Source organism: Paenibacillus amylolyticus, from assembly GCF_036894225.1.
In the GTDB taxonomy this organism is placed as follows: domain Bacteria; phylum Bacillota; class Bacilli; order Paenibacillales; family Paenibacillaceae; genus Paenibacillus; species Paenibacillus amylolyticus.
This window is the reverse complement of record NZ_CP145892.1, coordinates 2,423,852-2,448,676: the sequence shown is the minus strand read 5'-3', so window position 1 is coordinate 2,448,676 and position 24,825 is coordinate 2,423,852. Positions and strand designations below refer to the sequence as shown.

19 protein-coding genes are annotated in these 24,825 nt (G+C 48.2%); 6 read left to right on the top strand and 13 right to left on the bottom strand.

Going from position 1 to position 24,825, the window contains the following annotated elements:
• Nucleotides 1-13: 13 nt before the first annotated feature.
• The 5 genes from V6668_RS11035 to V6668_RS11015 all read right to left on the bottom strand — a co-directional run bounded on the left by V6668_RS11035 (nt 14) and on the right by V6668_RS11015 (nt 6,871).
• Complete coding sequence (locus V6668_RS11035; protein ID WP_422395250.1) at nt 14-3,094, bottom strand: X2-like carbohydrate binding domain-containing protein; 3,081 nt, start codon at nt 3,092-3,094, stop codon at nt 14-16.
• Nucleotides 3,095-3,497: 403 nt separating this feature from the next.
• On the bottom strand, nt 3,498-4,379 hold the full coding sequence (locus tag V6668_RS11030; protein WP_338708423.1) for an SMP-30/gluconolactonase/LRE family protein: 882 nt from the start codon (nt 4,377-4,379) through the stop codon (nt 3,498-3,500).
• A gap of 12 nt (nt 4,380-4,391) precedes the next feature.
• Nucleotides 4,392-5,057, bottom strand: a complete 666-nt coding sequence (locus tag V6668_RS11025; RefSeq protein WP_076208943.1) for an SGNH/GDSL hydrolase family protein — start codon at nt 5,055-5,057, stop codon at nt 4,392-4,394.
• A gap of 81 nt (nt 5,058-5,138) precedes the next feature.
• The gene (locus tag V6668_RS11020; protein ID WP_338708422.1) at nt 5,139-5,927 is read right to left on the bottom strand and encodes an alpha/beta hydrolase; all 789 of its coding nucleotides are present in this window, start codon (nt 5,925-5,927) and stop codon (nt 5,139-5,141) included.
• Nucleotides 5,928-6,070: 143 nt separating this feature from the next.
• Nucleotides 6,071-6,871, bottom strand: coding sequence for an AraC family transcriptional regulator (locus tag V6668_RS11015; protein ID WP_338708420.1), 801 nt, complete (start codon nt 6,869-6,871; stop codon nt 6,071-6,073).
• Nucleotides 6,872-7,034: 163 nt separating this feature from the next.
• On the opposite strand from V6668_RS11015, the gene V6668_RS11010 reads away from it, so the two are divergent.
• The 3 genes from V6668_RS11010 to V6668_RS11000 all read left to right on the top strand — a co-directional run bounded on the left by V6668_RS11010 (nt 7,035) and on the right by V6668_RS11000 (nt 11,178).
• Nucleotides 7,035-9,062: a beta-galactosidase gene (locus V6668_RS11010; RefSeq protein ID WP_338708418.1), complete on the top strand. Its 2,028-nt coding sequence runs from the start codon at nt 7,035-7,037 to the stop codon at nt 9,060-9,062.
• 438 nt (nt 9,063-9,500) lie between these two features.
• Entirely contained in the window at nt 9,501-10,457 is a 957-nt protein-coding gene (locus tag V6668_RS11005) for a helix-turn-helix transcriptional regulator (protein ID WP_338708417.1), read from the top strand.
• Between the two features lie 34 nt (nt 10,458-10,491).
• Entirely contained in the window at nt 10,492-11,178 is a 687-nt protein-coding gene (locus V6668_RS11000) for an AlkZ-related protein (RefSeq protein WP_338708416.1), read from the top strand.
• A gap of 101 nt (nt 11,179-11,279) precedes the next feature.
• Here the strand turns inward: V6668_RS11000 and V6668_RS10995 are convergent, their stop codons facing one another.
• Nucleotides 11,280-12,794 (bottom strand): altronate dehydratase family protein, encoded by a 1,515-nt coding sequence (locus V6668_RS10995; RefSeq protein ID WP_338708415.1) that lies wholly within the window; start codon nt 12,792-12,794, stop codon nt 11,280-11,282.
• Complete coding sequence (locus V6668_RS10990) at nt 12,791-14,308, bottom strand: tagaturonate reductase (protein WP_338708414.1); 1,518 nt, start codon at nt 14,306-14,308, stop codon at nt 12,791-12,793. The genes V6668_RS10995 and V6668_RS10990 overlap by 4 nt, the downstream gene beginning before the upstream one ends.
• 141 nt (nt 14,309-14,449) lie before the next feature.
• Between V6668_RS10990 and V6668_RS10985 the strand changes: the two genes are divergently transcribed.
• From V6668_RS10985 to V6668_RS10975, 3 genes are all read left to right on the top strand, one after another.
• Nucleotides 14,450-15,376 carry an AraC family transcriptional regulator gene (locus tag V6668_RS10985; protein ID WP_083677279.1) on the top strand — a complete coding sequence of 309 codons (927 nt, stop codon included), beginning with the start codon at nt 14,450-14,452 and terminating at the stop codon, nt 15,374-15,376.
• Nucleotides 15,377-15,518: 142 nt separating this feature from the next.
• A complete protein-coding gene (locus tag V6668_RS10980; RefSeq protein WP_338708412.1) occupies nt 15,519-17,507 on the top strand; it encodes a translation factor GTPase family protein in 1,989 nt (662 codons plus the stop codon).
• A 14-nt stretch (nt 17,508-17,521) separates the two neighbouring features.
• Entirely contained in the window at nt 17,522-18,199 is a 678-nt protein-coding gene (locus tag V6668_RS10975) for a tetratricopeptide repeat protein (protein ID WP_026081149.1), read from the top strand.
• Nucleotides 18,200-18,312: 113 nt separating this feature from the next.
• On the opposite strand, the gene V6668_RS10970 is transcribed toward V6668_RS10975, so the two are convergent.
• The 6 genes from V6668_RS10970 to V6668_RS10945 all read right to left on the bottom strand — a co-directional run bounded on the left by V6668_RS10970 (nt 18,313) and on the right by V6668_RS10945 (nt 24,817).
• Nucleotides 18,313-19,374 (bottom strand): phosphotransferase, encoded by a 1,062-nt coding sequence (locus tag V6668_RS10970; protein ID WP_338708411.1) that lies wholly within the window; start codon nt 19,372-19,374, stop codon nt 18,313-18,315.
• A gap of 92 nt (nt 19,375-19,466) precedes the next feature.
• Nucleotides 19,467-20,093 carry a GDSL-type esterase/lipase family protein gene (locus V6668_RS10965; RefSeq protein WP_017689264.1) on the bottom strand — a complete coding sequence of 209 codons (627 nt, stop codon included), beginning with the start codon at nt 20,091-20,093 and terminating at the stop codon, nt 19,467-19,469.
• 203 nt (nt 20,094-20,296) lie between these two features.
• Complete coding sequence (locus V6668_RS10960; RefSeq protein ID WP_338708410.1) at nt 20,297-23,464, bottom strand: MMPL family transporter; 3,168 nt, start codon at nt 23,462-23,464, stop codon at nt 20,297-20,299.
• Nucleotides 23,461-23,919, bottom strand: coding sequence for a MarR family winged helix-turn-helix transcriptional regulator (locus V6668_RS10955; RefSeq protein WP_036609512.1), 459 nt, complete (start codon nt 23,917-23,919; stop codon nt 23,461-23,463). Before V6668_RS10955 ends, V6668_RS10960 begins: the two co-directional genes overlap by 4 nt.
• A 219-nt stretch (nt 23,920-24,138) precedes the next feature.
• Nucleotides 24,139-24,576: a GNAT family N-acetyltransferase gene (locus V6668_RS10950; RefSeq protein WP_036609514.1), complete on the bottom strand. Its 438-nt coding sequence runs from the start codon at nt 24,574-24,576 to the stop codon at nt 24,139-24,141.
• Between the two features lie 55 nt (nt 24,577-24,631).
• Complete coding sequence (locus V6668_RS10945) at nt 24,632-24,817, bottom strand: hypothetical protein (RefSeq protein WP_338708409.1); 186 nt, start codon at nt 24,815-24,817, stop codon at nt 24,632-24,634.
• Between the last annotated feature and the right edge of the window lie 8 nt (nt 24,818-24,825).

Below are 24,825 nucleotides of genomic sequence, written 5' to 3'. Positions count from 1 at the left end.
TTAAATCACTCACTTATGGTTCAATTCCCCATTGGAGACTTCCCGCGATATAACCAGTGACTTTGGACCAGTCCGTATAGGAAGTCTGACTACCTGCAAAAGAATAATCATCCGTTTGCGTATAGTTGGTCCAATTGTTCTTGGAGATGCGCGTATGGATTTCCGTACTTTGTCCTGCACTCAGAGTTCCAGCAGAAGCTGTGAATCCAATCTCAAGCACGTGGTCAGCACCTGTCCGAACTGGATTGAGTGCACTGAACGTGCCTGTTACATTCGCACTGCCAGCAGTCGCCCAGTCAGCGAAGAAGTTCTGAGGCTGTTCACCGTTTATCGTGTAATAATATCTGATTTTCACATCAGACAGATTCAAGGCTGTAGTACCTGTGTTTGTCAGTTTGAATTTGGGACTAATCGAGCTGCCCGTCGCTGAAGTGTTGCTGTTAAACATCTCAATGCGTATGGTTCCAACAGGTGCAGCTGTCGTGTCTTTAATGAGCAGATTCAAGGTCACAGGAGCGCCTGCGCTGAATTGAAAGGTTAGCGTCGCTGCGCCATTTGGCAGTGAAGCCAGGTAGTTTTTACTTAATACGACCTCATTGCCTGTCAACGTGTAATCTGTACCTGAAACCAGCGTTGCATTCCCGTTGCGAATGGATGCAAGTGTATTCCCGTTAAGTGTTAACGTGACTGGAATATTAACCTGATTCCCTGCTTTGCGATCAAATTCGGCTGTAACCGGTGTAATCGCAGAGTTGGTCACTGGTGTACCCCCGCCGTCTCCTCCGCCATTGTTACCTCCAACACGGTCAGCATACAAAATTCCGCGGCCATTTGTTCCGAGATATACTCTTCCATACAGACGCGGATCACCCGTAATTGTGGTTACACGAGCATACTGATGCTGATCATCATTGATACGAACCCAATTGGCACCACCGTCATCGGAGCGGAAGAATCCACGTGTTCCATCGATCTGTGCAACCGTGTATAACGCAACAACGCTCTGCCCAGGGGCCGCTTTACCAAATCCAATACTGTCTGCTTCCTCTACATTGGCAAGCTTCGTGAATGTCGCTCCTGAATCCGTGGAATGCCATAATCCGTAAGGACCTTCTTCCTCACTACCACCTGCAAACCAGAGTTCGCCTTCAACACCTGGAACGGCATCCAGATCGGCATTTCCTTCCATTGGAAGTCCGGTCGCAGATGATGCCGTGAAAGTAGCACCACCATTCACACTCACATAGATTTTACCCGCTGCAAATCCATAAAATTTGTTTGGATTGACACGATCCGAAATCACTTTTGCCTGTGCTGGTATGCCCGTACTTGCCGTCCATGAATTGCCGCCAGTCGAATAATGTACGCCTTTATCTGATGTGCTCCATACGAGTCGGTTACCATTCGCAGAGATGGCTACGGTCCCTCCTCCGGTTGTGCCGGCAGGTTCTGCATTGGCCTTATACCACGTAGTACCTCCGTCACTGGACAAACCCATGGATTTTGCATTGGGATCAGCAGCATAATCTGCTTTACCTACGCGAACCATCGTATTTGGACTTAACTCTGCAAAATCCAGACTTTCTGTGGAAGGATAGTTCGGGCTCGTAAATATGGTAGCTGGAGCCTGGTCCAGATTGTTATGACGGAATCCGGAGACATCTCCCAATCCGCTTATCAAATGTGCACCACTTGGCGGGCTGACCAGATCCAGCACGGCAATCTCCTCAACCCCCTTCGCCATCACTGAAATATTGATTTTTTCATCATCATCCCAGTCTGTCAGGTTCTTCGTTCCATAGATCGTAGCACCCGTTCCATACATCATGCGATCCGAATCAAACGGATCAATCTCCAGATCACCGATCATCCAGCCCAGTTTTGGGGTTGTTTCGGGTGGGGCAGGATTGGTGCCAAATGTGAGCCATGGCGCTGCCGAAATATCCTGTGTATAACGTAACTTCCGGTTCGGATATCCTTCAAATTCCCATATGCGTGTCCATGTCGCTCCGCCATCTGTACTCCGGAACAAGGTGGCATCCGGCCACCAGGAATTTAATGTCGCAACCATCAATGTACCGGGATTCTGTGCATCAACAGCCAATCCGCCATATCCAAAATAATTATCCGTGCTACTGCTTGGAACAGGGCTGATGTTGGTCCAGACACCTGTAGACGTATTCAGTTTCCACACGTCACCTTTTGCCCCATCATAGGGTCCAACACCATCGCTGTACGTAATATAGAGGCTTCCGTCTGAATCAAACACACCATGATGCGGAATATAACCTGTAGGTTGACCAGCAACAGCTGACCAGGTCAGGCCGCCATTTGTGCTGCGATATACGCTTTGATCTTTATCCGCAACACCCACATAGATTGTCTGGGTTGCTTGCCCTGCCGAACCTGTTGTTTTGTCAAATGTAATCCATGCCAGACCTACGATGTCACTGGTATATTCATTCGAAGGATCTTGCACATAATTTCCCGGATTCGGGAAGCTTGTGACTTCGTTCCAGGTCACACCGTAATCGGTACTTTTCCATAACCCATGACCACTTCGTGCACCGAAATACAGAATACTGTTATCATTTGGGTCCACGGTCAGGCGTTCTCCCATTGAACGTCCCGGCATGTTGCCGCCCACTTTGAACGGAAGTGTTGTGGTTTGCCATGTATCTCCCCGGTCCGTAGAGCGCAAGATGGAGCCATTATTTTGGTCCCACGAATTCGTATACGTCCCAACTGCCATATACACCCGATCGGGATCAACCGGGTCCGTAGCCAGTGCGTCCACACCATTCTTGTTCCAGTCATCCCAGCCGACAAAATCCGTTAAGGGTATCCACCTCTCGTCTGCCGCATTCCAGCGATAGGCTCCCCCGATATCTGTACGGGCATAGATCAGATCCTTTTCCGACTCGTTGAAAATAATGCCCGGTACAAACCCGCCTCCTGCACCCGTCACCACATTTTTCCACTCATAGGCTTCACTTGGTGCCGCCGCTGTTGTTCCAGCAAGTCCTCCCAGCGAGGCGGTTACTACAGCAACCGTCAGGCTCATCAATCGCAATTTCCCCATAAACGTTCTCATATCAACTTATCCTCCTCTTCTACTTCGTTACTGCATTTCGGTCTATCCCCGCTGTCTCATCGTGCTGATGATGGCGTGCCAGACGAATCAATGCATCCCTTGATACAAGAAGCTCACCCCCTTCCAGTCATATTGTTAAGCGCTTACATAATTGTTCTTGATTCGCGGTTATCTGGATAATACTTTCAATAAATAACATTCGCTGGCAATCTCCAAACCCCTCTGTCGAAATTCCGATTTTTGTAAAATATTTTCAGTGTTCAAACTGGTTTATACAACAAAAAAAGATGCTGTTAGAACAGCACCTTTCGACATTTTATATAAGAGTAAAAAAATGGAATCGTTTCTTTCCTGGCAAACCAGGCAGAGGTTCACTAAGGTTCACTATATAATTGGCACCTGTTTATTGCTGGCTACCATAAGCGTGAGTCTCCTGCCCTTTAACGCCCGGTCTGATGACAAAAAGTGAGCCCGCATCCGGTGTCTCTTTTAGACGTTCTTCCTTAATCCCTATACGTGCTGTTGTAATGTATAACTCTTTGAGATCAGGTCCACCAAAACAGCAGGATGTTACCTGATCTGCCGGCACCTCGATCTGTTGCAACAGTTCTGATGTATGCGGGTTCCAACGAGTGACTCTTCCTCCGCCCCAGTGCGCAACCCACAGCATGCCCTCACCATCAACCGTCATCCCATCCGGAAAACCGAATTCCTCCGGTATGTGAATGACACTTGTCCGATTTTGAATCGTACCTGCCGTCAAATCAAAATCAAACCGGTCAATAGAACGTGTCGGGGTATCAATGTAATACATGGTCTGCCGATCCGGACTCCAGCCCAGACCGTTGGATGTAGACACACCTTGTACCATTGTGCGAACGGGTTGCCCTTGCTCCAAACAATACAACGATCCGGCTTTGCTCTCATTATTCATGCTCATCGTGCCTGCCCAGAAGCGGCCCTTCGCATCACATTTTCCATCATTAAAACGATTGGTATCCTTATCTTGTTCGGGGTCCTCAATGGCTTGCAGCTCACCCGTAAGCAAGTGATACGTATGGAATCCACTGCGTAAAGCAACCACAACTTCGTCACCACGATAGGGAACAACAGCCCCGACATGTTCACCGACATCATAAGCCTGATCCTGCCCTGTAGCCGGATCATACACATGCACCTTGAAGCTTTCAATATCTACCCACAATAATCGATTGTTCTCCGCATCCCAGCTTGGACCTTCCCCCAGTAATGCCGGGGTTTGTACTGCTACAGTTACGTCGCTCATGCCCTCACGTCCTTATTCAGATTTGACGCCGCCTGACCATTCGAATCCGATGGCATCCAAGAATGCTTTGGACAGTACCATATGGCCCGTTGCATCCGGATGTACCCGGTCATAAGTCAGCACAGACGTATAAAAATGATCCCAAAATGGAGCAAATGCAGCCTGTGTATCCACATACACTGCATCATACTCATTCGCTACCCTGCGTACCGCTTCTCCGTAGATATCCATCGTTGCCCGCATCGGGTCTTCTGGATTGGCCTCAAGATAATAAGGCGTCATTAGCACCAGACCTTTCAGGTTGGGACGAACCGAAGCCACCAGTTCACGCAATGTGGATTCGTATTCTTCAAGAAACACATGTGAGTCTGTTGACAATGGGTTGTCGAACTGACGCCATACATCATTAATGCCAATCATGATCGTCAGCCAGTCCGGTTTAAGGTCCAGCACATCACGATCCCAGCGCTGTTTCAGATCACGAATCGTATTTCCACCATTACCCACATTTTGGACACGCAACATCAATTCCGGATAGATGGACCGCAAGAGGGCATAGACTTGCGCTACGTAACCATGGCCCAGACCTGAACTGCCTTCGCCTACAGGATGTTCCCGACCACAATCTGTAATCGAATCCCCGATAAACAGAAGCTTGTCATTTTTTTGCAATTTCATCGTCATTTTCTCCTTCGCTCCAAGGCGCTAATATAAGAATAATTGATTAATCAGACCGTTAAGTTGTTATCCAATCAGTGATTACCAGCCTTGATTCTTGAGCCATGTGAGACACAGATCTGACCATACCCGAACCGCGTGGTTGTCCTCAGCCAATCCAAGTCCATGTGACCCTTTCTCAAAAACGTGCAAGTCATAGGGGATGCCATGCGCACCCAATGCAAGTGCGTAACGCAAGCTATTCTCTACAGGCACTGCCTGGTCATCGCTGGTATGCCAGATGAACGCTTCAGGAGCATCCGCTCTTACCTGCTTCTCCGCACTGAAAGCCTTGATCTGCTCGGCAGAGGCGTCCGACCCAAGCAAATTCTCACGGGAACCGGCATGTCCATAGGACTCCATCGTAATGACCGGATAACAGAGAATAACTCGGTCCGGGCGTGAACTCTGGCGTTCGATGAGGTCCTCATGATCCGGTTGTCCCTCGTCATACAGCGTTCCCAGTGTTGCTGTGAGATGTCCGCCTGCGGAGAAACCAAGTACTGCAATCTTGGCAGGGTTGATGCCATACTGCTCAGCATGAGCACGAACATAACGTATGGCACGCTGACCATCTGTTATCGGTGCAGGATGCTGGTGAGGCGCCACCCGATAATTCAGGACAAATGCACTTATACCTGCACGGTTCAACAATTCCGCTATTGGAGCACCTTCATGATCAGCCAAGAATCCATAGCCGCCCCCTGGACATACAATGACAGCGCTCTCGGAACCGGGCTGAATAAATGGAATCAAATGTGGCATCTCGTCTTCATGACCCTGGGCTGCATAAGGTGCAGCATGATCCCATAAGGGTATAGTTGTTGTCATCTTCAATCATCCTCTCCAAGTAGAACGGATACATGGGTCCGTTTAAACGTTTTCGAATCTCAGGAATCGATACCATCATAACGGTAATGACCCTAACGCATCAATACCTTCCTGGCATCACTTTTTGATCATTTGGGTACATGTTAGTACAAATTACGGAACTGTTCAGGAGTCACCCCCTCAATCCTGCGAAAAGTTGCTACAAAATGGCTTGCATCTCGAAACCCTACCCTAACTGCAGTCTCCCTAATCGTCAGGGCGGTATCCCCGGTCATGATTTCCTTGGCTTTGCGAATGCGCAGCAAAATGAAATAACTGTAGGCTGTCATGCCAAAGGACTGCTTGAACAAGGTGTTCAGATGTCTGGATGAGATCCCCGTGACGTCAGCCATATGTTCGAGACCAATCTCAGGATTCGCATAATGCTGTTCCATGAATGCAATGAGCGGAGCGAGTCTCTCCACGGCATGAGAGATCGAAGAGCGATTGCCGGTCATGCCATGTTTTTTGAGCAAAATCAGAAATCGATATATATCCGCTGACGCCTCGAGTCCCGACAAATCCTGATCACTTCTGATCGAATCCAGCACTTCCTGGCCGTAATCATTGAACGGACTGCTCTGCTCCCACTGATGCAACGCTGCTTCACCCAGACTAAGTGACTCCAAGATTGCCGGACACTGGGAACCGCCAAATGTAATATAGAATGTCTCCCACTCTCCTTGGGCGCGCACATATTCATGCGGTTCATTTGGCGGCAGCAAAATACCTGATGCTTCCCCCAGTACGACCGTGGACCCGGCAAACTTGAATTCTCCTGCTCCCTTTACTGTCTGAAGCCAATGGTAACAGGGATACCCGACAGGTCTGGACACCTTCTCCTGATTGCCGTTATAACCTAGGCTCTCAATATAAAGGGGTAGCGGCTGATCACGTGATGTCATGAAATATCGTTGATGTCGGGGGGGGAGATAAACATGGGATGCCTCCTTGGGTACAAGCTGAAATACACTTCCTTATTCTTATATCAGTCATTACTTTTATTATATTTTAAAAGTCATATGTATCATATAGTATAGGATTATTCTTATACAAGAGGTGAACACATTGATTAGTAACAAACTGCCAAAAATGTTCTACGGGGGCGATTATAACCCGGAACAGTGGGATCACGAAACCCACCTTGAAGACCTGCGCATGTTCCAATTGGCAGGCATTGATATTGCCACAATCAACGTATTTTCATGGGCACTGATTCAGCCTGATGAAGTTACTTACCGTTTTGAAGAACTCGACCAACTGATTAATCGTTTACATGAAAACGGTGTCTATATATGCCTTGCAACAAGCACTGCTGCCCATCCAGCCTGGATGGCAAAGAAATATCCAGACGTGCTTCGTGTAGATGCCGATGGACGCAAACGCAAATTCGGTGGGCGCCATAATTCCTGTCCCAACAGCCCGACCTATCGCAAATACGCTGAGAAGATTGCGGATAAACTGGCCGAACGATACAAGGATCACCCCGCGGTTCTCGTATGGCACATCTCCAACGAATATGGCGGTGAGTGCTACTGTGACAACTGTGAGAAAGCGTTCCGCGTGTATCTGAAAGAACGCTATCAGACTCTGGAACAGGTCAACAAAGCATGGAATACGAATTTCTGGGGGCATACCTTCTACGATTGGGACGAGATTGTATTACCAAGTAACCTGAGCGAACATTGGGGTAACAACAATTCAACGTTCCAGGGAATCTCGCTGGACTACTCTCGCTTCAACTCCGACAGCATGCTGGATTGTTATCTATTGGAATACAATGCAATCAAAAAACATATTCCGGACTCCGTTGTTACTACCAATCTGATGGGATTCTTCAAGCAATTAGACTATTTCAAATGGGCAAAATATTTGGATATCGTCTCCTGGGACAGTTATCCTGGTCTCGCCACTCCTGTCAGCTTCACGGCAATGGCTCATGACCTTATGCGCGGACTGAAGGATGGTCAACCGTTCATGTTGATGGAGCAAACACCAAGTCAGCAGAACTGGCAGCCATATAACTCACTGAAACGTCCAGGTGTCATGCGTCTGTGGAGTTATCAATCTGTTGCGCACGGGGCTGATACCATCATGTTCTTCCAGCTTCGCCGCTCCATCGGTGCCTGTGAGAAGTATCATGGTGCAGTTATTGAGCATGCTGGGCATGAGAATACACGTGTATTCCGCGAAGTCGCTGAGCTGGGCAAGGAATTGCAGATCCTTGGAGATACCACGCTGGATGCATCTGTTGAATCCAAAGTAGCGATTGTGTTCGACTGGGATAACTGGTGGGCCATCGAAAAATCAAGCGGACCAACGGTTGCCCTGAACTATGTGGATCAGATCCATAAATACTACGCAACCTTCTTCCGTCGTAACATACAGGTAGATATCGTCAGTGTGGATACGGATTTGAGCAAATACGACATTGTCCTTGCCCCTGTTCTTTACATGGTTAAACCAGGGTTTGCCGCCAAATTGGAGAAGTTTGTTGAAGCAGGTGGAACATTCCTGACGACCTTCTTCAGCGGCATTGTCAACGAGAACGACCTCGTGACTACAGGTGGATATCCGGGAGAACTCCGTAAACTGCTCGGAATCTGGGTGGAAGAGATTGATGCCCTGCTGCCTGAGCAAAAGAACCGCATTGTCCTCAAAGAAACCTACGGTGATCTTCAAGGAGAGTATGGCTGCGGCATGCTGTGTGACCTGCTGCACAGTGAAGGAGCCGAAGTCATCGCGGAGTATGGAGACGACTTTTATAAAGGCATGCCTGTTGTGACACGTAATACCTTTGGTCAAGGTGAAGCCTGGTACGTTGCATCCGACCCGGATGAGCGCTTCCTGGATGGTTTGCTGGGACAGCTTGCAGCAGCCAAGAACGTAGAATCCTTGCTTGAGACACCAGAAGGTGTTGAAGTAAGCGCACGAACCAAAGACGGCAGACCCTACCTGTTTGTCATGAACCATAACGCAACCACACAATCCTATGATCTGGGAACAACTAAGGCACATGATCTGCTCACCAATCGTGAGCTTTCGGGAAGTGTTGAGATTGAAGCCCGTGGAGTGCAATTGCTCGAAATGAAATAAGCGATTTCGCTTAATTGGAATCATTCGGAATAATATAATGTGATAGAAATACCCGCGATACAAAGTGTCACATATTCATTCCTTTTATACTTGTTATTGTCTTCAGCGAGGATATTGGTATAGATTTCAGACCTTTATCGTCTTCTGTAAGCCAAAAGCTGCTACTTCCCGTATCCGTCTACACCGGATACGGGTTTTTGGCATGATCTGTGGTCTTTTTGATAGAAGGAAATATCAGTATGCAAAGCGAATTGGACGAGAAACACATTTTAACAAAGCCTGCCGGAACATGCTTGTGAATCCTGATGCTGATCCATTATAAAATAATGAACAGTTGAAATATTGGTGACACTCATGATGTCACTTATTCGTTGTTACAATAGAAATATAACTACGACATCACTTTCCGGCGGCGCAGATCGAAACGGAGTGGCTGACATGAACAGAACAAATCGGCTTGCTGCCATCGTAATGGCATTACAGCATGGTCACGAAACGGCACACTCATTAGGTGAGAAATTTGAGGTTTCCCGTCGCACGATTCTTCGGGATATTCAATCCCTCTCCGAGATGAATGTGCCTATTATTGCCATTTCCGGTCCGGGAGGCGGTTTCAGTCTTATGGAGGGTTACGTATTACCCCCATTACAGCTGGACCCGGTAGAAGCAGCGACGCTCCTATTCGCTCTTGAAGGTCTAAGTCGCTACGCCGACACACCCTTTCATGAGAAACGCTGGACCCTGATGAACAAAGTTAAGGCTATCATTCCGGATGATATTATGTCGCGAATTGATCCCATGCTCAAACAACTGCATCATCATATTCCAGACCGCAATTACATTCTTCCTCATCTGGACGCACTGCTGGCATGTATACCCGAACACGGGTGGCTTAGTGTGCTGTATCGCTCCGCATCACGTCAGCGTTGGTTGCATATCTGTCCCACACGGGTATATGCTTCCTCTGGCTTCTGGTACTGTGAAGCATATTCCCTCGAACATGTTGAACAACGTCTGTTCCGGGTTGACCGAATTATCGAAGTCAAAGCGATCGAACCACAGGATGCACAGATGCTTAATGAACAGGCAGAGCAACAGCAGAGTAAGCCGATCCCTCCAGAACAGCCGCCAACCCTGGTTAAGGTACAACTGAGTTATCGGGGAATGATTGAAGCTGAACAGGACGAGCATATTGGTGAAAAGATGACTGAAATTGCCCCGGATCTCTGGGAATTATCATTCCTTTGTCCACCAGGGGAATGGGACTGGGCCGTACGATTCTTTTACCGATTAGGACGTGAAGCCGAAGTGATTGAACCTCTCCAACTTCGCAGTGAGATTCGTCAGCATGCCGAGGAAGTGAACCGGAGATACCTTGCTTCAACCAAGTCGTAGCTTGACTACACACAAAAAGGAGCCTACTGATATCATGACATATGAAGCCGTTATAACGTACGAAGAAGCAGTACAGCGTATCCAGTCTATAGGGCTGCTGCCTCTGGCACCACTATTTGCCGATTATCCTTCTCTGTCATCGCTAACCCCCAAAGAACATTGGCACAAGGATGATGAATTCGATCCTTGGTTATGGCGTTCACGCCTGGCTGAAGAGGGCATTGCTGCATATGGAAAATTTGTCAAAAAGAAAGCGCTTCTTGTCTCATCTGAATATTTCCCTTGGGTACACCGACTGCTTGCCGACTCCAGAACCATCAAGGAACAGTATGAAGCGGGTCTGCTCTCCCGTGAAGCGTTCAAACTCCATGCGTTAGTTGCAGAACAGGAAGGCATCGATGGACGTGCCTTGCGATCACAAGCCGGTTTCGGGGCAAAAGAGGACAAAAAAACATTTGACCGTGGACTTCTGGACCTTCAGGGCTGTGCAGCCATTGTGATTAGTGGCACCAAAGAAAAAGAAGGGCTCGCAGAAGGCAAAGTTGCATGGAACAGCTCCGCATATGAAACCGCAGATCACTGGATGCAACGTCATGGCATTAAGCCGTTTGAAGGTAGCGTTGCAGAGGCGCGTGAACTGCTGGTTGCTCAACTGCAACAACATGCCTCACCAGCCGCATTATCAAGCATCGCCAAAGCGCTTGGCATCCGTGGAATCTAAATAAAGCCAATTCCGGTTGTAGTGCAAATTTCAACCGGAATTGGCTGTGGTTCACCATATAATGTAACCCAGACGATCAACAGCCCCCATCGACAATGGATTTAGAGAATTACGCCATCCTTGAATATGGCAATCTCCCGGAATCCATGCTGCTCACTAAGTGTGTGTGACCGCCCAGAAGCAATGTCAATCAGTTGGCTGAACAGCTGTACTTTCACCTCATCCATCGTCTGCCCCTCCAACAGCTGGCCTGCGTTGAAGTCAATCCAGTGTTTTTTGCGATTCGCCAGATCGGATTGGGTCGCAATCTTGACTGTAGGTACCGGGCCTCCGAATGGAGTCCCCCGCCCTGTTGTGAAGAGCACAATATGTGCACCCGCCGCAGACAGTGCCGTTACAGATACCAGGTCATTACCCGGTGCTTCTACAATGTTCAGACCGGTCTGAGTTACACGTTTGCCATAACGCAGAACGTCGACTACGGAAGAACGTCCTCCCTTTTGCGTACATCCAAGTGACTTTTCCTCTAGCGTTGTGATGCCACCAGCCTTATTCCCAGGTGAAGGATTCTCATAGATGTTCTGGCCATGGTTCACAAAATATTGCTTGAAGCCGTTCACGAGGTCCACCAAATCGTGAAATACCTGCTCATTGGCAGCACGGTTCATTAAGATCGTCTCCGCACCAAACATCTCCGGAACTTCCGTCAGAATAGCCGTACCCCCGGCAGCAACCAACATATCAGCAACTGCACCGACCAGCGGATTAGCTGTAATGCCGGATAAACCATCGGAACCGCCACACTTCAAACCAATTTTGAGTTTACTGAGCGGAAGCGGCTGCCGTTGTTCATGTTCAACGATCTCAACAAGTTCTTCCATCAGTCGAAGCCCTTCCTCAAGCTCGTCATCCGTTTCCTGTGCTTTGAGAAACCGTACTTTGCCTCGGTATTCCGGAGCAATACACTCACGGAATTCATCGACCTGATTGTTCTCACAGCCCAGACCGATGACGAGCACGCCTCCTGCATTCGGATGCTCCACCAAGGAGGCCAGCAACTGTTGTGTATACTTCAGATCATCGCCAAGTTGTGAACACCCGAATGGATGCGGAAAGTGAAATACACCATCTACCCGGCTTCCAAACTGGGACTGACCCATACGTGCCAAAGCTTCACAAACTTTATTGATACATCCAACCGTATTCACAATCCAGATCTCATTACGAATACCTGCGTCACCATTGGGGCGCAAATATCCATCAAATGAGCGCAGATGTTCCGGAGGCATGTCCGTCTGAACCTGCGCGCCCGGCTGATACTCATATTCAAGCAATCCGTGCAGACCCGTCTTCAGGTTGTGACTATGAATCCAGCTTCCCTGCTCAATCTGCTCTTGGGCAATCCCGATGGAGAAACCATACTTCATCACATCATCACCCGGTGCCAGGGTATGCACAGCAATCTTATGCCCTTTGGGCACGTCATCCAGCAAGGTAAAAGAAACACCGTCTGGCAGGGTAATGCATTCTCCTTTCGCATAATCCCGAAGCGCTATAATGACATCATCCTGTGGTTGAATGGCAATCCAGTCATTGATTGTACTTGTTGTGTTCATTTCCCTTCACCTTCCAACAATCCGATTTCACGAACAAGTGCTGCACGCAGCCCTTCTCTTGCATCCAGATTTTCGCCCCAGATCAGGGTATCTGACAACACAGCCGCTACCCGGTTATCCAGTTGGTTCTGATCCCTGTTAAGCGTGTCATAACCGTCCCAGTGTGCAGCCAAAGTAGCCAGAACATCCGGGTCATCCCGCAGCAAAATGTCCTCTCCATTCAGTCGTTGTGCCTTGTAACCTTCTGGCGTATTTACCGGACGATAGAGACACAATAATCCAGCAAACCCTTGAATTAAACGTTCTGGCCAACTTCCCTGATTTTGCTCGTAAGACAAAAGTGTTGGCAGCACACGCACCTTGAATTTTCCGATCGTATTCAAAGCAATATCTTGCAATTTGTGATCAATATATGGGTTAAGGAACCGTTCGAACACTTCTTCTGCATACTGGTCCAGCTGATGATCGGGCATATCCAGAGCAGGTACGATCTCCTGATGCACAGCTTCCCTGATCCATGTGCCAAAATGTGGATCTTCCATCGTTTCTCTCACATGTTGCTTGCCTTGCAGAATGCCTAGAGATGACATTAAGGTATGCGCCCCATTCAAAATACGAACTTTGCGTACCTGAAAAGGCTTCAGATCTTTCACCCAATGTACATTGAGACCTGCCTGCTTGAGAGGAAGTTTTTTGTCCAATGATTCATCACCCTGAATGGCCCAGAAATGATATGGCTCTGCCGTATTAATCAACTGGTCCTCATACCCCCAGCGATTCGTCAGGGAATCGGCTTCCTCCTGGGTCGGCGCACCTGTTACGATTCGATCTACCAGATTGTTCAGGAAGTGATTATGGTTCTCGATCCATGAACGGAAGCCATCCGAATACCCATAATCCTTACTATGACGGAGGACACAACTGCGCAGCACATCACCATTGCCTTCAAGCAGCTCGCATGGCAGATGAATCAAACCTCTGGATGGATCACCATCAAATTTCAAATATCGCTGATGCAGGAAAACCGTTAATTTCCCCGGAAATGATTGGACGGGTTCACCCTCGATATAGTCCGCATACGTATATTTCAATCCTGATTCGGTTGTATTGGAAATAACGAACTCAAGTGAAGACAGTTCCGCCAAGTTCAGAAAGGCATCCCATTCCTCATACGGATTGATACACTGTGAGAAAATGGAGATCAACTCTGTCCGCTCAACCGGCTTTCCTTGAGACAGCCCACGCGTAATCATCGTATATAATCCATCCTGATCACGAATCTGCTCCAGCTTGGCTTTGCCTCCCGGTCGTGGTTGGGTAACAGCTACACTTCCATGGAATTTGCCTTGTCTGGCACTCTCATGAAGCATCCAGTCTGCAAATCCCCGCAAGAAATTACCTTCTCCAATCTGCAAAACCTTCACGGGACGCTCCATAATCTCCTTGCACTTGCGCTGACCATCGCTCCCCAGTAAATTCAGCTTCAACCTTGGCCGTTTTGTGCTTGCCGACATGGACACTCACCTCATCGATTATTTGTACTGTCGGAATGCAGCTCGAAGGCTCTGCACCCTTTTATTGTAAACGCTTTAAATTCATTGTATCATCAATAAAAGGAAATTAAATTGCTTATATTGCGGTAAATATACTCTCTCATGACCAGGTATAACATCTCGTTGAAGACGATCGTCTGGAAAGGAGTCTTTATGGAACGTTCACCTGTTCGTACGACTATTCAAGCAGAATCCGGTATTCCGTTCCGCCTGGTGTACAGCGATACCAAATCCCCTCAGAACGAATTGCCAGATCACCTTCACGACTGGCATGAAATTATCTATGTATATCGGGGTCAGGGAAGCATCTTTATTGATACGGGACTTGAGAATATGCAAGAAGGAGATCTGTTCATTATACCGGGCAGCACGGTTCACCGAGCCTTGCCGGATGCAGGCAATCCTGTCACATCTTCCGCATTGTTCTTCAGCCCGGGCTTGCTGGCATCGACCGCTGGAGGCGCTGCTTCTTCCTTGCTAAGCCTGTTTGAACGTTGTCGTAAACAACGCGTGTATAAGAGGCATCTGAACACAGAGGAGCAATCACAGGTGGCCACCCTCATTGATAATATTCAGACCGAATTCCAGCTCGGTCATCATCTAAGCGCACATGCGGCCCTGTTAAGGCTGCAACTGTTGCTCATTTTTCTGGAACGTCTGGAAGCTGCGGGACCTGCGAATCCGGGTAAATCCGCTCCAGGTCCCTCATGGCTCTCTTCTACGATCTCTCATATTGACGATAACCTTCGGAATGGCCTGTCCCTCCCTGAACTGGCGCAGCACGCCTCTGTATCCCCTGCCCATTTCAGTCGTGCCTTCAAACGATACACGGGAATGACTCTAACGGATTACGCATTAGCACGAAGGGTCATTATGGCGAAAGAGCATCTGGTGCAAGGTGATGAGACGATGGCAGCCGTTGCCGATGCTTGCGGGTTCGACAGCCTGCCCCACTTTTACCGTCAATTCAAAAAATTAACCGGTACAACACCCGCAGCATACCGCAGAACCATGAACAGTTCTCGTTAAAATAGAACCAGACTGGAACATAGGTGCCTGGGCCTAATCATATATATCCACATATTCTTCCATATGGAAGATGTGGTATGATAATCTGGATTATTACTTGTCGGAAACATTGCATTCCGTTGTCAGAGGAGCTTAGCATTCCATGTTAAACGAATTAAATCACAGGAATATTGGTATCTTCGCCCATGTGGATGCGGGGAAAACAACCACCACCGAGCATATGTTATTTGAGAGTGGTGTCGTCCGAAGTCCGGGACGTGTAGATGACGGAACAACAGCCACAGACTCCCTGGAGATTGAGAAAGAACGTGGCATATCCGTTCAGGCAGCCATGACCTCTCTGATCTGGAAGAACACCATCATTGACCTCATTGATACGCCTGGTCACATTGATTTTAGCTCCGAAGTAGAGCGAACACTCCGGGTAATGGATGGCGCTATTCTCATTCTGTCGGCAGTTGAAGGCATTCAGTCCCAGAGTGAAGCCATCTGGCATGCCCTTCGTTCACTTCGCATCCCAACCATCATTTATATTAATAAAATGGATCGGATTGGCGCATCTGCCCCAGCGGTAATGGAGCAGATTCGTTCCACCCTGTCCCCTTTCGCATGCGAAATCCAAGCGTATCAGCTCCATGAAGATTCATTTCATGGCATCGACTCCCTATGGAACCCGAATCAAGATTCTCTGTCAGATGGCACACCTTCCATTCCAGGTCTGGTCGAGATACTTGCCGAGCTGGACGAAGAGGTCATGGAAGCCTACATCCAGGAGACTCCGTTATCGCAAAGGGATCTGAATGAAGCATTCCTGCGGTATGTGCATCAGGGTGAGATGTTCCCTGTGTGTTATGGGGCTTCCGGCAAAGGAATTGGCGTCACGGCATTGCTGGACGCAGTCCTTGCATTCCTGCCCCCACCTGCACAACCAGTGGATTCTCCCGTATCGGGTGTTGTATTCAAGATTGAACGTGACCGTACGATGGGACGCACGGCTTACGTCCGTATGTATGGTGGCAGCTTACACAATCGGGATACCATCCATAATTCGACGCGGGAGCTTGAAGAGAAAGTGACGCAGATTCGCCGCATGGATGGACGAAAATGGGCGGATACCGGTGCCGTTCACGCGGGACAGATTGCTGCGCTGTACGGACTGAGTGACACACATGTGGGTGACATTATCGGCAATCCTGAAGGTGTACCTCCTCTGCCACAGATGGCTGTGCCTTTGCTGACCGTACAAGTACATGGCAAGGACCCGGCACGTTACCCCGATCTTGTCGCAGCATTGCAAGAGTTGACGGATGAAGACCCCTTACTCGACCTGCAATGGTTGCCGGAGGAACGAGAACTGCATCTCAAGGTCATGGGGACCATTCAGCTTGAGATTTTATCCAGCCTGTTGCTGAGTCGTTTCGGATTGGATGTCGTGTTCGATCCGCCATCCGTTATCTATAAGGAAACGCCTCGTGCAGCTGGAGAAGGTTACATCGCTTATACGATGCCTAAGCCCTGCTGGGCCATCCTCCGCTTCAAGATTGAACCTTTACCTCGGGGAAGCGGTCTGATCTATTCATCAACCGTAAGGACAGATGATCTGCTGTTACGTTATCAGAATGAAGTTGAACGACGAATTCCGGAAGCCTTGTCTCAAGGTATGCTCGGTTGGGAAGTAACCGATCTGCGCATCACGCTGGTGGAAGGGGAACATCATGTCTGGCATACGCATCCGCTGGATTTTGTTGTAGCCACGCCTATGGGAATCATGGATGGATTGTCGAGAACAGGTACTACTTTGCTGGAACCCCTTCTTCAGTTCCGGCTGACAGTCCCGGAAGAATACGGCGGTAAGGCCCTTAGCGATCTGGTACATATGCGGGCAACCTTCGAAGCCCCCGTCATAGGTAGCGGACGTTGTATTATTGAAGGAGTTATGCCTCTTGCCACCTCAATGGATTATCCGGTGAAACTGCGTTCCGAGACAAGCGGCCGCGGGATGCTTACGACTTCGTTTGCCGGATATCAAGATTGTTCTGCGGATGTGAATCATACTCGCAAACGCAGAGGAGTTAACCCGTTGGATCAGTCGAAATATATTTTAAGTGTACGAAACGCGATTACATCATAAATGGAGTTGAACCTGTGCTTATTAAATTTCTTATCTTTGGCCTTCTATGGCGGATTGTAGGTAATCCGTTCATTGCCATCCTCATTTTACTCGTTATACTGTATTTCCTGGATCGTCGTTACGTTGGGGTGTTCCCAAGCTTCACGAAACCTCTCAAACGTATGCGTAACATCTCCCGGCTTCGGCAACAGCTTGCCATGAGTCCCAATGAAGTTTCCTCCAAGCTGGAACTGGCTCGCCTGTTAATTGAGCGCAAGCGTTACAGTGAGGCACATGCGTTATTGCTTGAACTGGAACGCCCATACGAGCAATCAGCTGAGTACTGGGAGGCATTAGGAACAACTGAGCTTCATTTGGGCAACATCGAAAAAGGCGAACGTCATATTTTGCAAGCACTCGAGATCAACCCCAGAGTTAAGTACGGACGCCCGTACCTAACCCTTGCTGGAGCCTTCAAAGATACGCATGAGGACAAAGCGCTGGATTATGTGCATCAGTTTCAGGAGATTCATTCCTCTTCCAGTGAAGCCTATTATCTGCTCGGTTCGGTTCACCGTTCCCTTGGGCGCAATGCAGACGCGAAGCAGGCATACGAGCAATCGTTGAACGTTTATCGTTCGTTGCCCAAATACAAAAAACGTCAGGAGCGCCGCTGGGCTGTCCGCAGTTGGTTCCGCAAACGTGGATTGTAATGTCATTCGCTATACGCTGTAATCTTCATATATCACTTTTCTAACCAATAAAAGTGCACTGATCTCTGCCCTCGTATGAGCAGTACCAGTGCACTTTATTTTTAATAACGATATTAATACACCAATATCTCACGCAGTCGTTCTTCATGGAGATGCATCCAGTCGATCCGCTGTTTGAGCTTCACAATCTGCTCCACAGCCACTTCCGGCTCATCTGTACCCTCGAACATCCGACTGATGAAATGCATGACCACATCCAGACTACGCAGCAAAATCAATCGAGGTATGGCCAGCAACTCTTCCGGTTTCAGGCTGACCTGTTCCCGAAATCCCCTGATCAGTCCCTCCTGTGCCTGCCACATCCAATCTTCACTCTTGTCCAGGGTAAGGAGGTCAGACATCGGAACAGCCAGCTCCATTACCCGCAAATCCCATGTCGCAAATTCAAAATCCAAAATGGCACAGATTTCACCATCCTGCTGATCTACCAATACATTCGAGGCATTCACGTCCCCATGAACCAATTGATGCGGCAGATGTTCCATTCCCCGCAGGGCTTCAAACAGATCTGGCAGCGCATCTCTCAGTTGCTTCAACTCATTTGCACATGAGGCCAATTGCTCCGGCGGCGATGTGCATAGCTGTAATAATCGTTCTGGTGAACAGAGCGGATACGCATCCTGAATTCGATAATATGGTGGATACACAGGTTCAAGTGGTATATCCAGCGTAGCCATAACATAAGACAGGGCCCCCGCCGCTTTACCGAGCCCTATCAATTGATCTGGTGTATGCCAGATGGGATTGACGCCTTCCCTATAATGAAACAGAGTCACGATTTTGGTATGACCTGTCAGGGTATCTTTTACAGGAAGGAACGTACCTCTCTCACCAGATAACCGCCTTACAGGTGAAGGTGTATCAAGCTTAAAGTTCGAACGTTGGAGGGCTTCCAGCACCTCGTGTTCAAAGGTGATTTTCATCGGATCATTATGTGTTTCATATTGTCTCATGACGTAATTAGTCCCGTCTACATGGAGCATGTAAGTAGAATTATTCATCCCACCCTTTCCCCGCTCGCCTTTCCAATCCGATGTAAAACCATATAAGGCCAACACTTCGGATATACGCTGCTGCTCTGAAGGATGGAGGGAACCGGAATCGATGTTTTGCACCAAAAATTAACCCCTTTATCTCACAAAATGGAACTGTCTTTTATTTATCTTAAAGGAAGTCCATCGCTTGGTCTAGTTCTGTTCCAAAGTGATCAAGAGAACGGATAATATCCCGTCCGATTAAGCTGCTCCGCAATGACACGATACCCTCTTGCATTGGGATGCACTCTGTCCCAGAACAACAGTTCACGTTCACGACCTTCAAACCTGTCATACACCTGAGCACACGCATAGTTGCCTGATCCCGCTCCATTCAAAAACGAATTATATTGGCGCACCCAGTACGCAGCTTCCGTCGCTTGTGGATACGGGTTGTACAATCCGATGGATCGGACCATATACTCATGGTTGCCCTTTAACTGCCGAATGTGCCGCATGATCTGGGATACATTACTGCGGGTTTCTCCGAGCACCTGTGTCATTTTGCTGGCATTTGGAATGCCATTACTTGCTTTGAACGTACGAATCAGATCATTCCCGCCAATGGATATGGTAATGATATCCGCTTCACGGAGCGATTGCCGCACTCGGGGATGCGAAGAGATCATCTGCAACATTTCCCCCGACGTCAGTCCATTCACGCCCATATTTTCCATGGATACAAACGTACGAACATTCATTTCTGCCATTCGCCGATATAAAGGAACAAAGCCGGTGCCCAGCAACGCTCCTGTACCTACCGTTAATGAATCTCCTATAGCCACATATCGATATACCATCCCGTCGCCCCTCTCTGCTGTGATTTCTCTGAACAATAATGAACTGCTCTATATCTTATGATGAGTGGCAAGACAAGGCGCGGGATGGTGTCCTTAGGCATGCACCTTTCTTTTGCTGCACAAGACCACTGTTCTTCTGTAGAGGTAAAAAAAGAAAAAAGCCCTGCCGCATAACGCGGCAGAGCCTGATCCATTACAATGCATTACATGCCTATGGTCCGATCCGAATCAACGGAATCTGATTGTTCCTTGTTCGGGAACGGCCACCAGTTGGCCCGGCCAAACATCTTCACCATCACTGGGACGAAGAATGGCAGGAACAGCAGAGAGTACAAGATCAGTCCGCTAAGGACTACTGTGGCAATCTGCATCATCGAGAGAACACCGGATGGATACATCGCAGCAAATGTACCGCTCAGAATGACTGCGGCAGATAGAATAACGGTGCCCATGTTTTTCATCGCGTACAACATCGCATCCTGTACTTTCATACCTTTGTTCTCATTGAAACGGTCCATCAGGAAGATGCTATAATCCACACCAAGTGCAATCAGCATAACAAATCCGAAGAACGGAGTAACCCAGCTAATGCCTGCGAATCCGAGGATATTAACAAAGATCACTTCGGTTAACGCCATCGATGTGAAATAAGCCAGTAATAAGGAAACAATCAGATACAATGGCATAATGACCGAGCGAAGCAGTACGACCAGAATAATAAATGTGCCTGCCAGCATCAGCATTACAGTACGTGTATAGTCGTTATTCGAGATCTCCTGCAAATCTGCAAACGTGCTGGTAACGCCACCTATGGCGATATCTGCTTTTTCAAGTGTACTGCCTTGTACCGCGCGATGTACTGCCGCCTCAATGTCAGGAACACGATCAATGGCTTCTGTTCCGTATGGATTTTCGGCGAAAATAACATCAATCGTCATCGTTTTCCGATCTTCAGACAGATACGTATCAAATACCTGTGTGAAGTCTTTGCTGTTCAGTGCTTCATCAGGAACGTACCAGCCTGCCAGATCGGAATCTGGTGAATTTTGCAATTGCGTCAGGTAGTCCTGCGCTGAATCCAGTCCACCGGATACCTGTTTAATACCATCGACACTTTGATTCAGTCCATCTGTCAGTTGTGTCAGCTGACCACTCAGATCCGAGAAGCCTTGTTGGATTTTCTCCTGACCACCCTGAAGCTGGCCAAGTCCATCCTGAATGGAAGGAATTTCACTAATCACTTTGCCCTGACCATCTGCAGCCTGTTTGAGACCGGATTGCAACTGACCAATTCCCGTTACAATCTGGCCCAGGCCATCGGCAAGCGCCTTTTGTCCGGCTGCTGCGGAGGCAAACCCTTCATTGGCCTGATTAATTCCAGCAGCGGCTTCCCCCAGCTTGGTCTTAATCTGACCCAAACCTTGAGCAAGCTGCGCTGTGCCAGAACCTGTTTCACCAATCGTACCTTTGATACGCTGGTAATCAGCATCTTGCTGTAATTCAGGATACCGCTCTTCAAGTGCTGTGAAGGATTCGGACAGACTGGTTAGAGCTGTTGAAACCCCGTTCAGCTGTTGTTCCAGTTCGCGGGTTCCATCCCCCAGTGCAGAGACCCCTGCTCCCGCCTGACGATAGGCTTCAAGCAACTGATTGTTCGCCTGCGCAAGCTGATCTGCACTCGTTTTGGCTTGCTGAAGTCCGGCTTTCAGATCACCCGCACCTGCGGAACCATCACGAATACCTTTTTCAATCTGCCCTAGTCCCTCACTGAGTTGCGTGATACCCGATTGCAACTGGGAGGTTCCTTTGGTAAGTTCACCTGCTCCATCAGCAGCTTCTTTTAACTGTGGTTCATTTTTACTTAGCTGACTGCTGGCTTCACTCAGGCCATCACGGATTTTGTCCAGACCCGTCTTGCCTTCACCCAGTCCATCCGATAATGTTCCCACTTGCTGTGTAACTTCAAAATCTTTAATCTCATCACCCGTAGGTCGTGTCATACTACGGACACCAGAGACTCCGGCTACTTTCTCTACTTCCCGGCTAATTTTCTCGGCAACGGCCATATACTTTGCATTATCCATCTCTTCATCGTTCTGGATGACGATCTGACCCGGCAGTGATTCACCCGGACCGAAGCTGTCAGAGATAATGTTAAATGCTTTTACGGAATCATATTTCTCACCAATCTCATCGAGACTGTTGAAGGACAGTTTGCCATCGTAGGTTGCCAGAAGAGGCACACAGACAGCTGCAACGATGAGCAGCGCAGCCCATGGACGTTTTAGTGAAAAGCGACCAGCTGCACCATAGATCTTGCTCTCCGCATGTTCAAGTGAACCCTTCGACGGCCAGAATAACTTCTTGCCCAACACCGCCATGAAGAATGGCACGATGGTCACCAAGGCAAGCATCATCACAGCAATACCTACAGCTACGGCAACCGCAGAGCGGTACAACATAAACTGGGCAAAGCCAATCGCAATGAATCCAACCAGCACAGCTAGTGCTGAGAAGAGTACCGTTTTACCGGCAGTACGATAGGTAGCAATGATGGCATCCCACGTATTCTCATGATGAGCCAGTTCTTCCTTGAACCGACTGATCAGCAGGATGCAGTAATCCGTACCAATCCCAAACATGACTGCGACCATAAAGATCTGTGTAAACGTGGATATCGGGAAGTCCAGCCCATCCACCAGGAATGCAACAATCTGTTGCGATACAATGTAACTGATCCCTACCGTCAGCAGCGGGACAAACGGAGCTACAAACGAACGGAAGACCAGGAACAGAATGAGTAAAATAAAGACAACGGTAATATATTCCGATTTCTTAAGCCCCTCTTGTGAACTTTCAATGGTGTCTTCATCAATCAGACCTTTACCGGTTATGTAGTGCTCCACATTGACGGACTTCAATGCTTCATTCAGGTCTTCCCGCATTTCCTTGACCGTACGATCTCCCTGATCAATGGATAGCGATGTTAGAATCGTTTTGCCATCAGCTGAGATCATCTTCTCGGACAGTTCAGGCTGAGAGAAAGGTTCCAGAATGGACAGAATGCCCAGCTTCTCCTTGTCGGCCTCCAATTGCTTAACGGCCTTCTCTGCCTCTTGTTTCCCCGTGGTGCCCAGCCCATCGGGATTATAGAATACAAGGGCGATCTGGCTCCCCTGTTGTTCTCCTTTTTGTGCTGCAGCTTCATTCAGAATCGCTGCTGCCTGGGTGGAAGAGTACCCTTCCGGAACCGAAAACTGTCCCTTTTCCCGAATCAGTTCACTCATGTTAGGGGCGGTAAACATCAACACGGCAGCTACAACAACCCATAGCCCCATTAACCACCATCTTGCTTTTAGTATCGTTCTCATTCGTTCTCCCGTCCTCCTTCATGCGATAGCAAAGCTGCAAGCTTCTCAAAAGATTCAATGAAAATTCGGACTTCTTCCGGTTTAAAATGAACCAGATACGGCTCCAGAATCTGCTGTATTTCCTGTTCTGTTTCCCTGTATACCTGTCGTCCGGTATCCGTCAGTGTCAGATATACAACGCGGCGGTCACGTTCATCTCCGGCACGATGGACCAGATCGCGATCCACCAGCTTGTTGACCAAAGCGGTAATGCTACTCTTACCTATACATAGAAGCTCTGCAAGATCAGAGGGCGTGCAGAAAGGTTTCTCTTCAATCAGACGAAGTGCGCAGAACTGATCGGTCGTTATGGTCTGCCCCACTTGTTCACGTATCCGCGTATCAAACCGCTTATTGACCATAAAGGAAGCATCCAAATAGCGGTTCACCAAACTTTTTGCATCCGGTGTACTCATTCTTCATTCTCCTTTCCCAAATCTATATAGTTCACTTAACGAACTATTCTTCTGTGAAACTATTCTATAATGAAACAATCTTACAAAGCAATACTTTTTTCCTGCTTTTTTGATGAAAACGACAAAAAAACAGGACGTCCGACTCAGCTCATTGCCAAATCCAACATCCTGTACTGATGATAATCCATATATTTCTTAAAGTAATAAAAGGTCTCTGTGCTACTCTTCGTCCGTATCTTCCTCTTTTTCAAGCACACAACGGAATCGCTCCACACCTGGGTATAATTCACCCAGACTATATACCACAAACCCCGTATTCCGATAAAACTCGACGGCTTCCAACTCGGTCTCCGCAATTAGTCTATCAGGGTTGTATGTTGCCAACAGTTGTGAGATCATACCACGTCCATAATTTTTAAAGCGGTTTTCAGGCAAAACCGAGATATGATGAATGGTAACCTCACTTGTTCCTGTCTTCTCATATCCAATCAGACCGATCAATTGTCCCTCATCTTCGTAACCGCCCATTTGCAATTCGTCTTTCTCTACATATTGTTGCAACGCACGGTTCAAGTGATCCGGATCAGGAAAGACCGAGTAGGACAATAGTTCCTGTACTTCCGGCTCCTGTATGCGTGATTTCAGATTAATTAACACCTTGATTCCTCCTATACCTTGCTTGTTTCCGTTATCGTATTGTAGTCGTTAGCCTCTAAAAGTTCAAGTCGTGTGCCGATTCAGCTCCGATACCCTCCAGCACATTTTGCTCAGCATTAGTATCGTGATAGCGGTTGCAACCATTCTTTTGCACATAGGATACAATCTTCCCGTTCTGATCTGCGACAGTCACACGCGTGTGACTCCCTCCTCCATCCATCCCTATTACATATGTATTCATCCTTAACG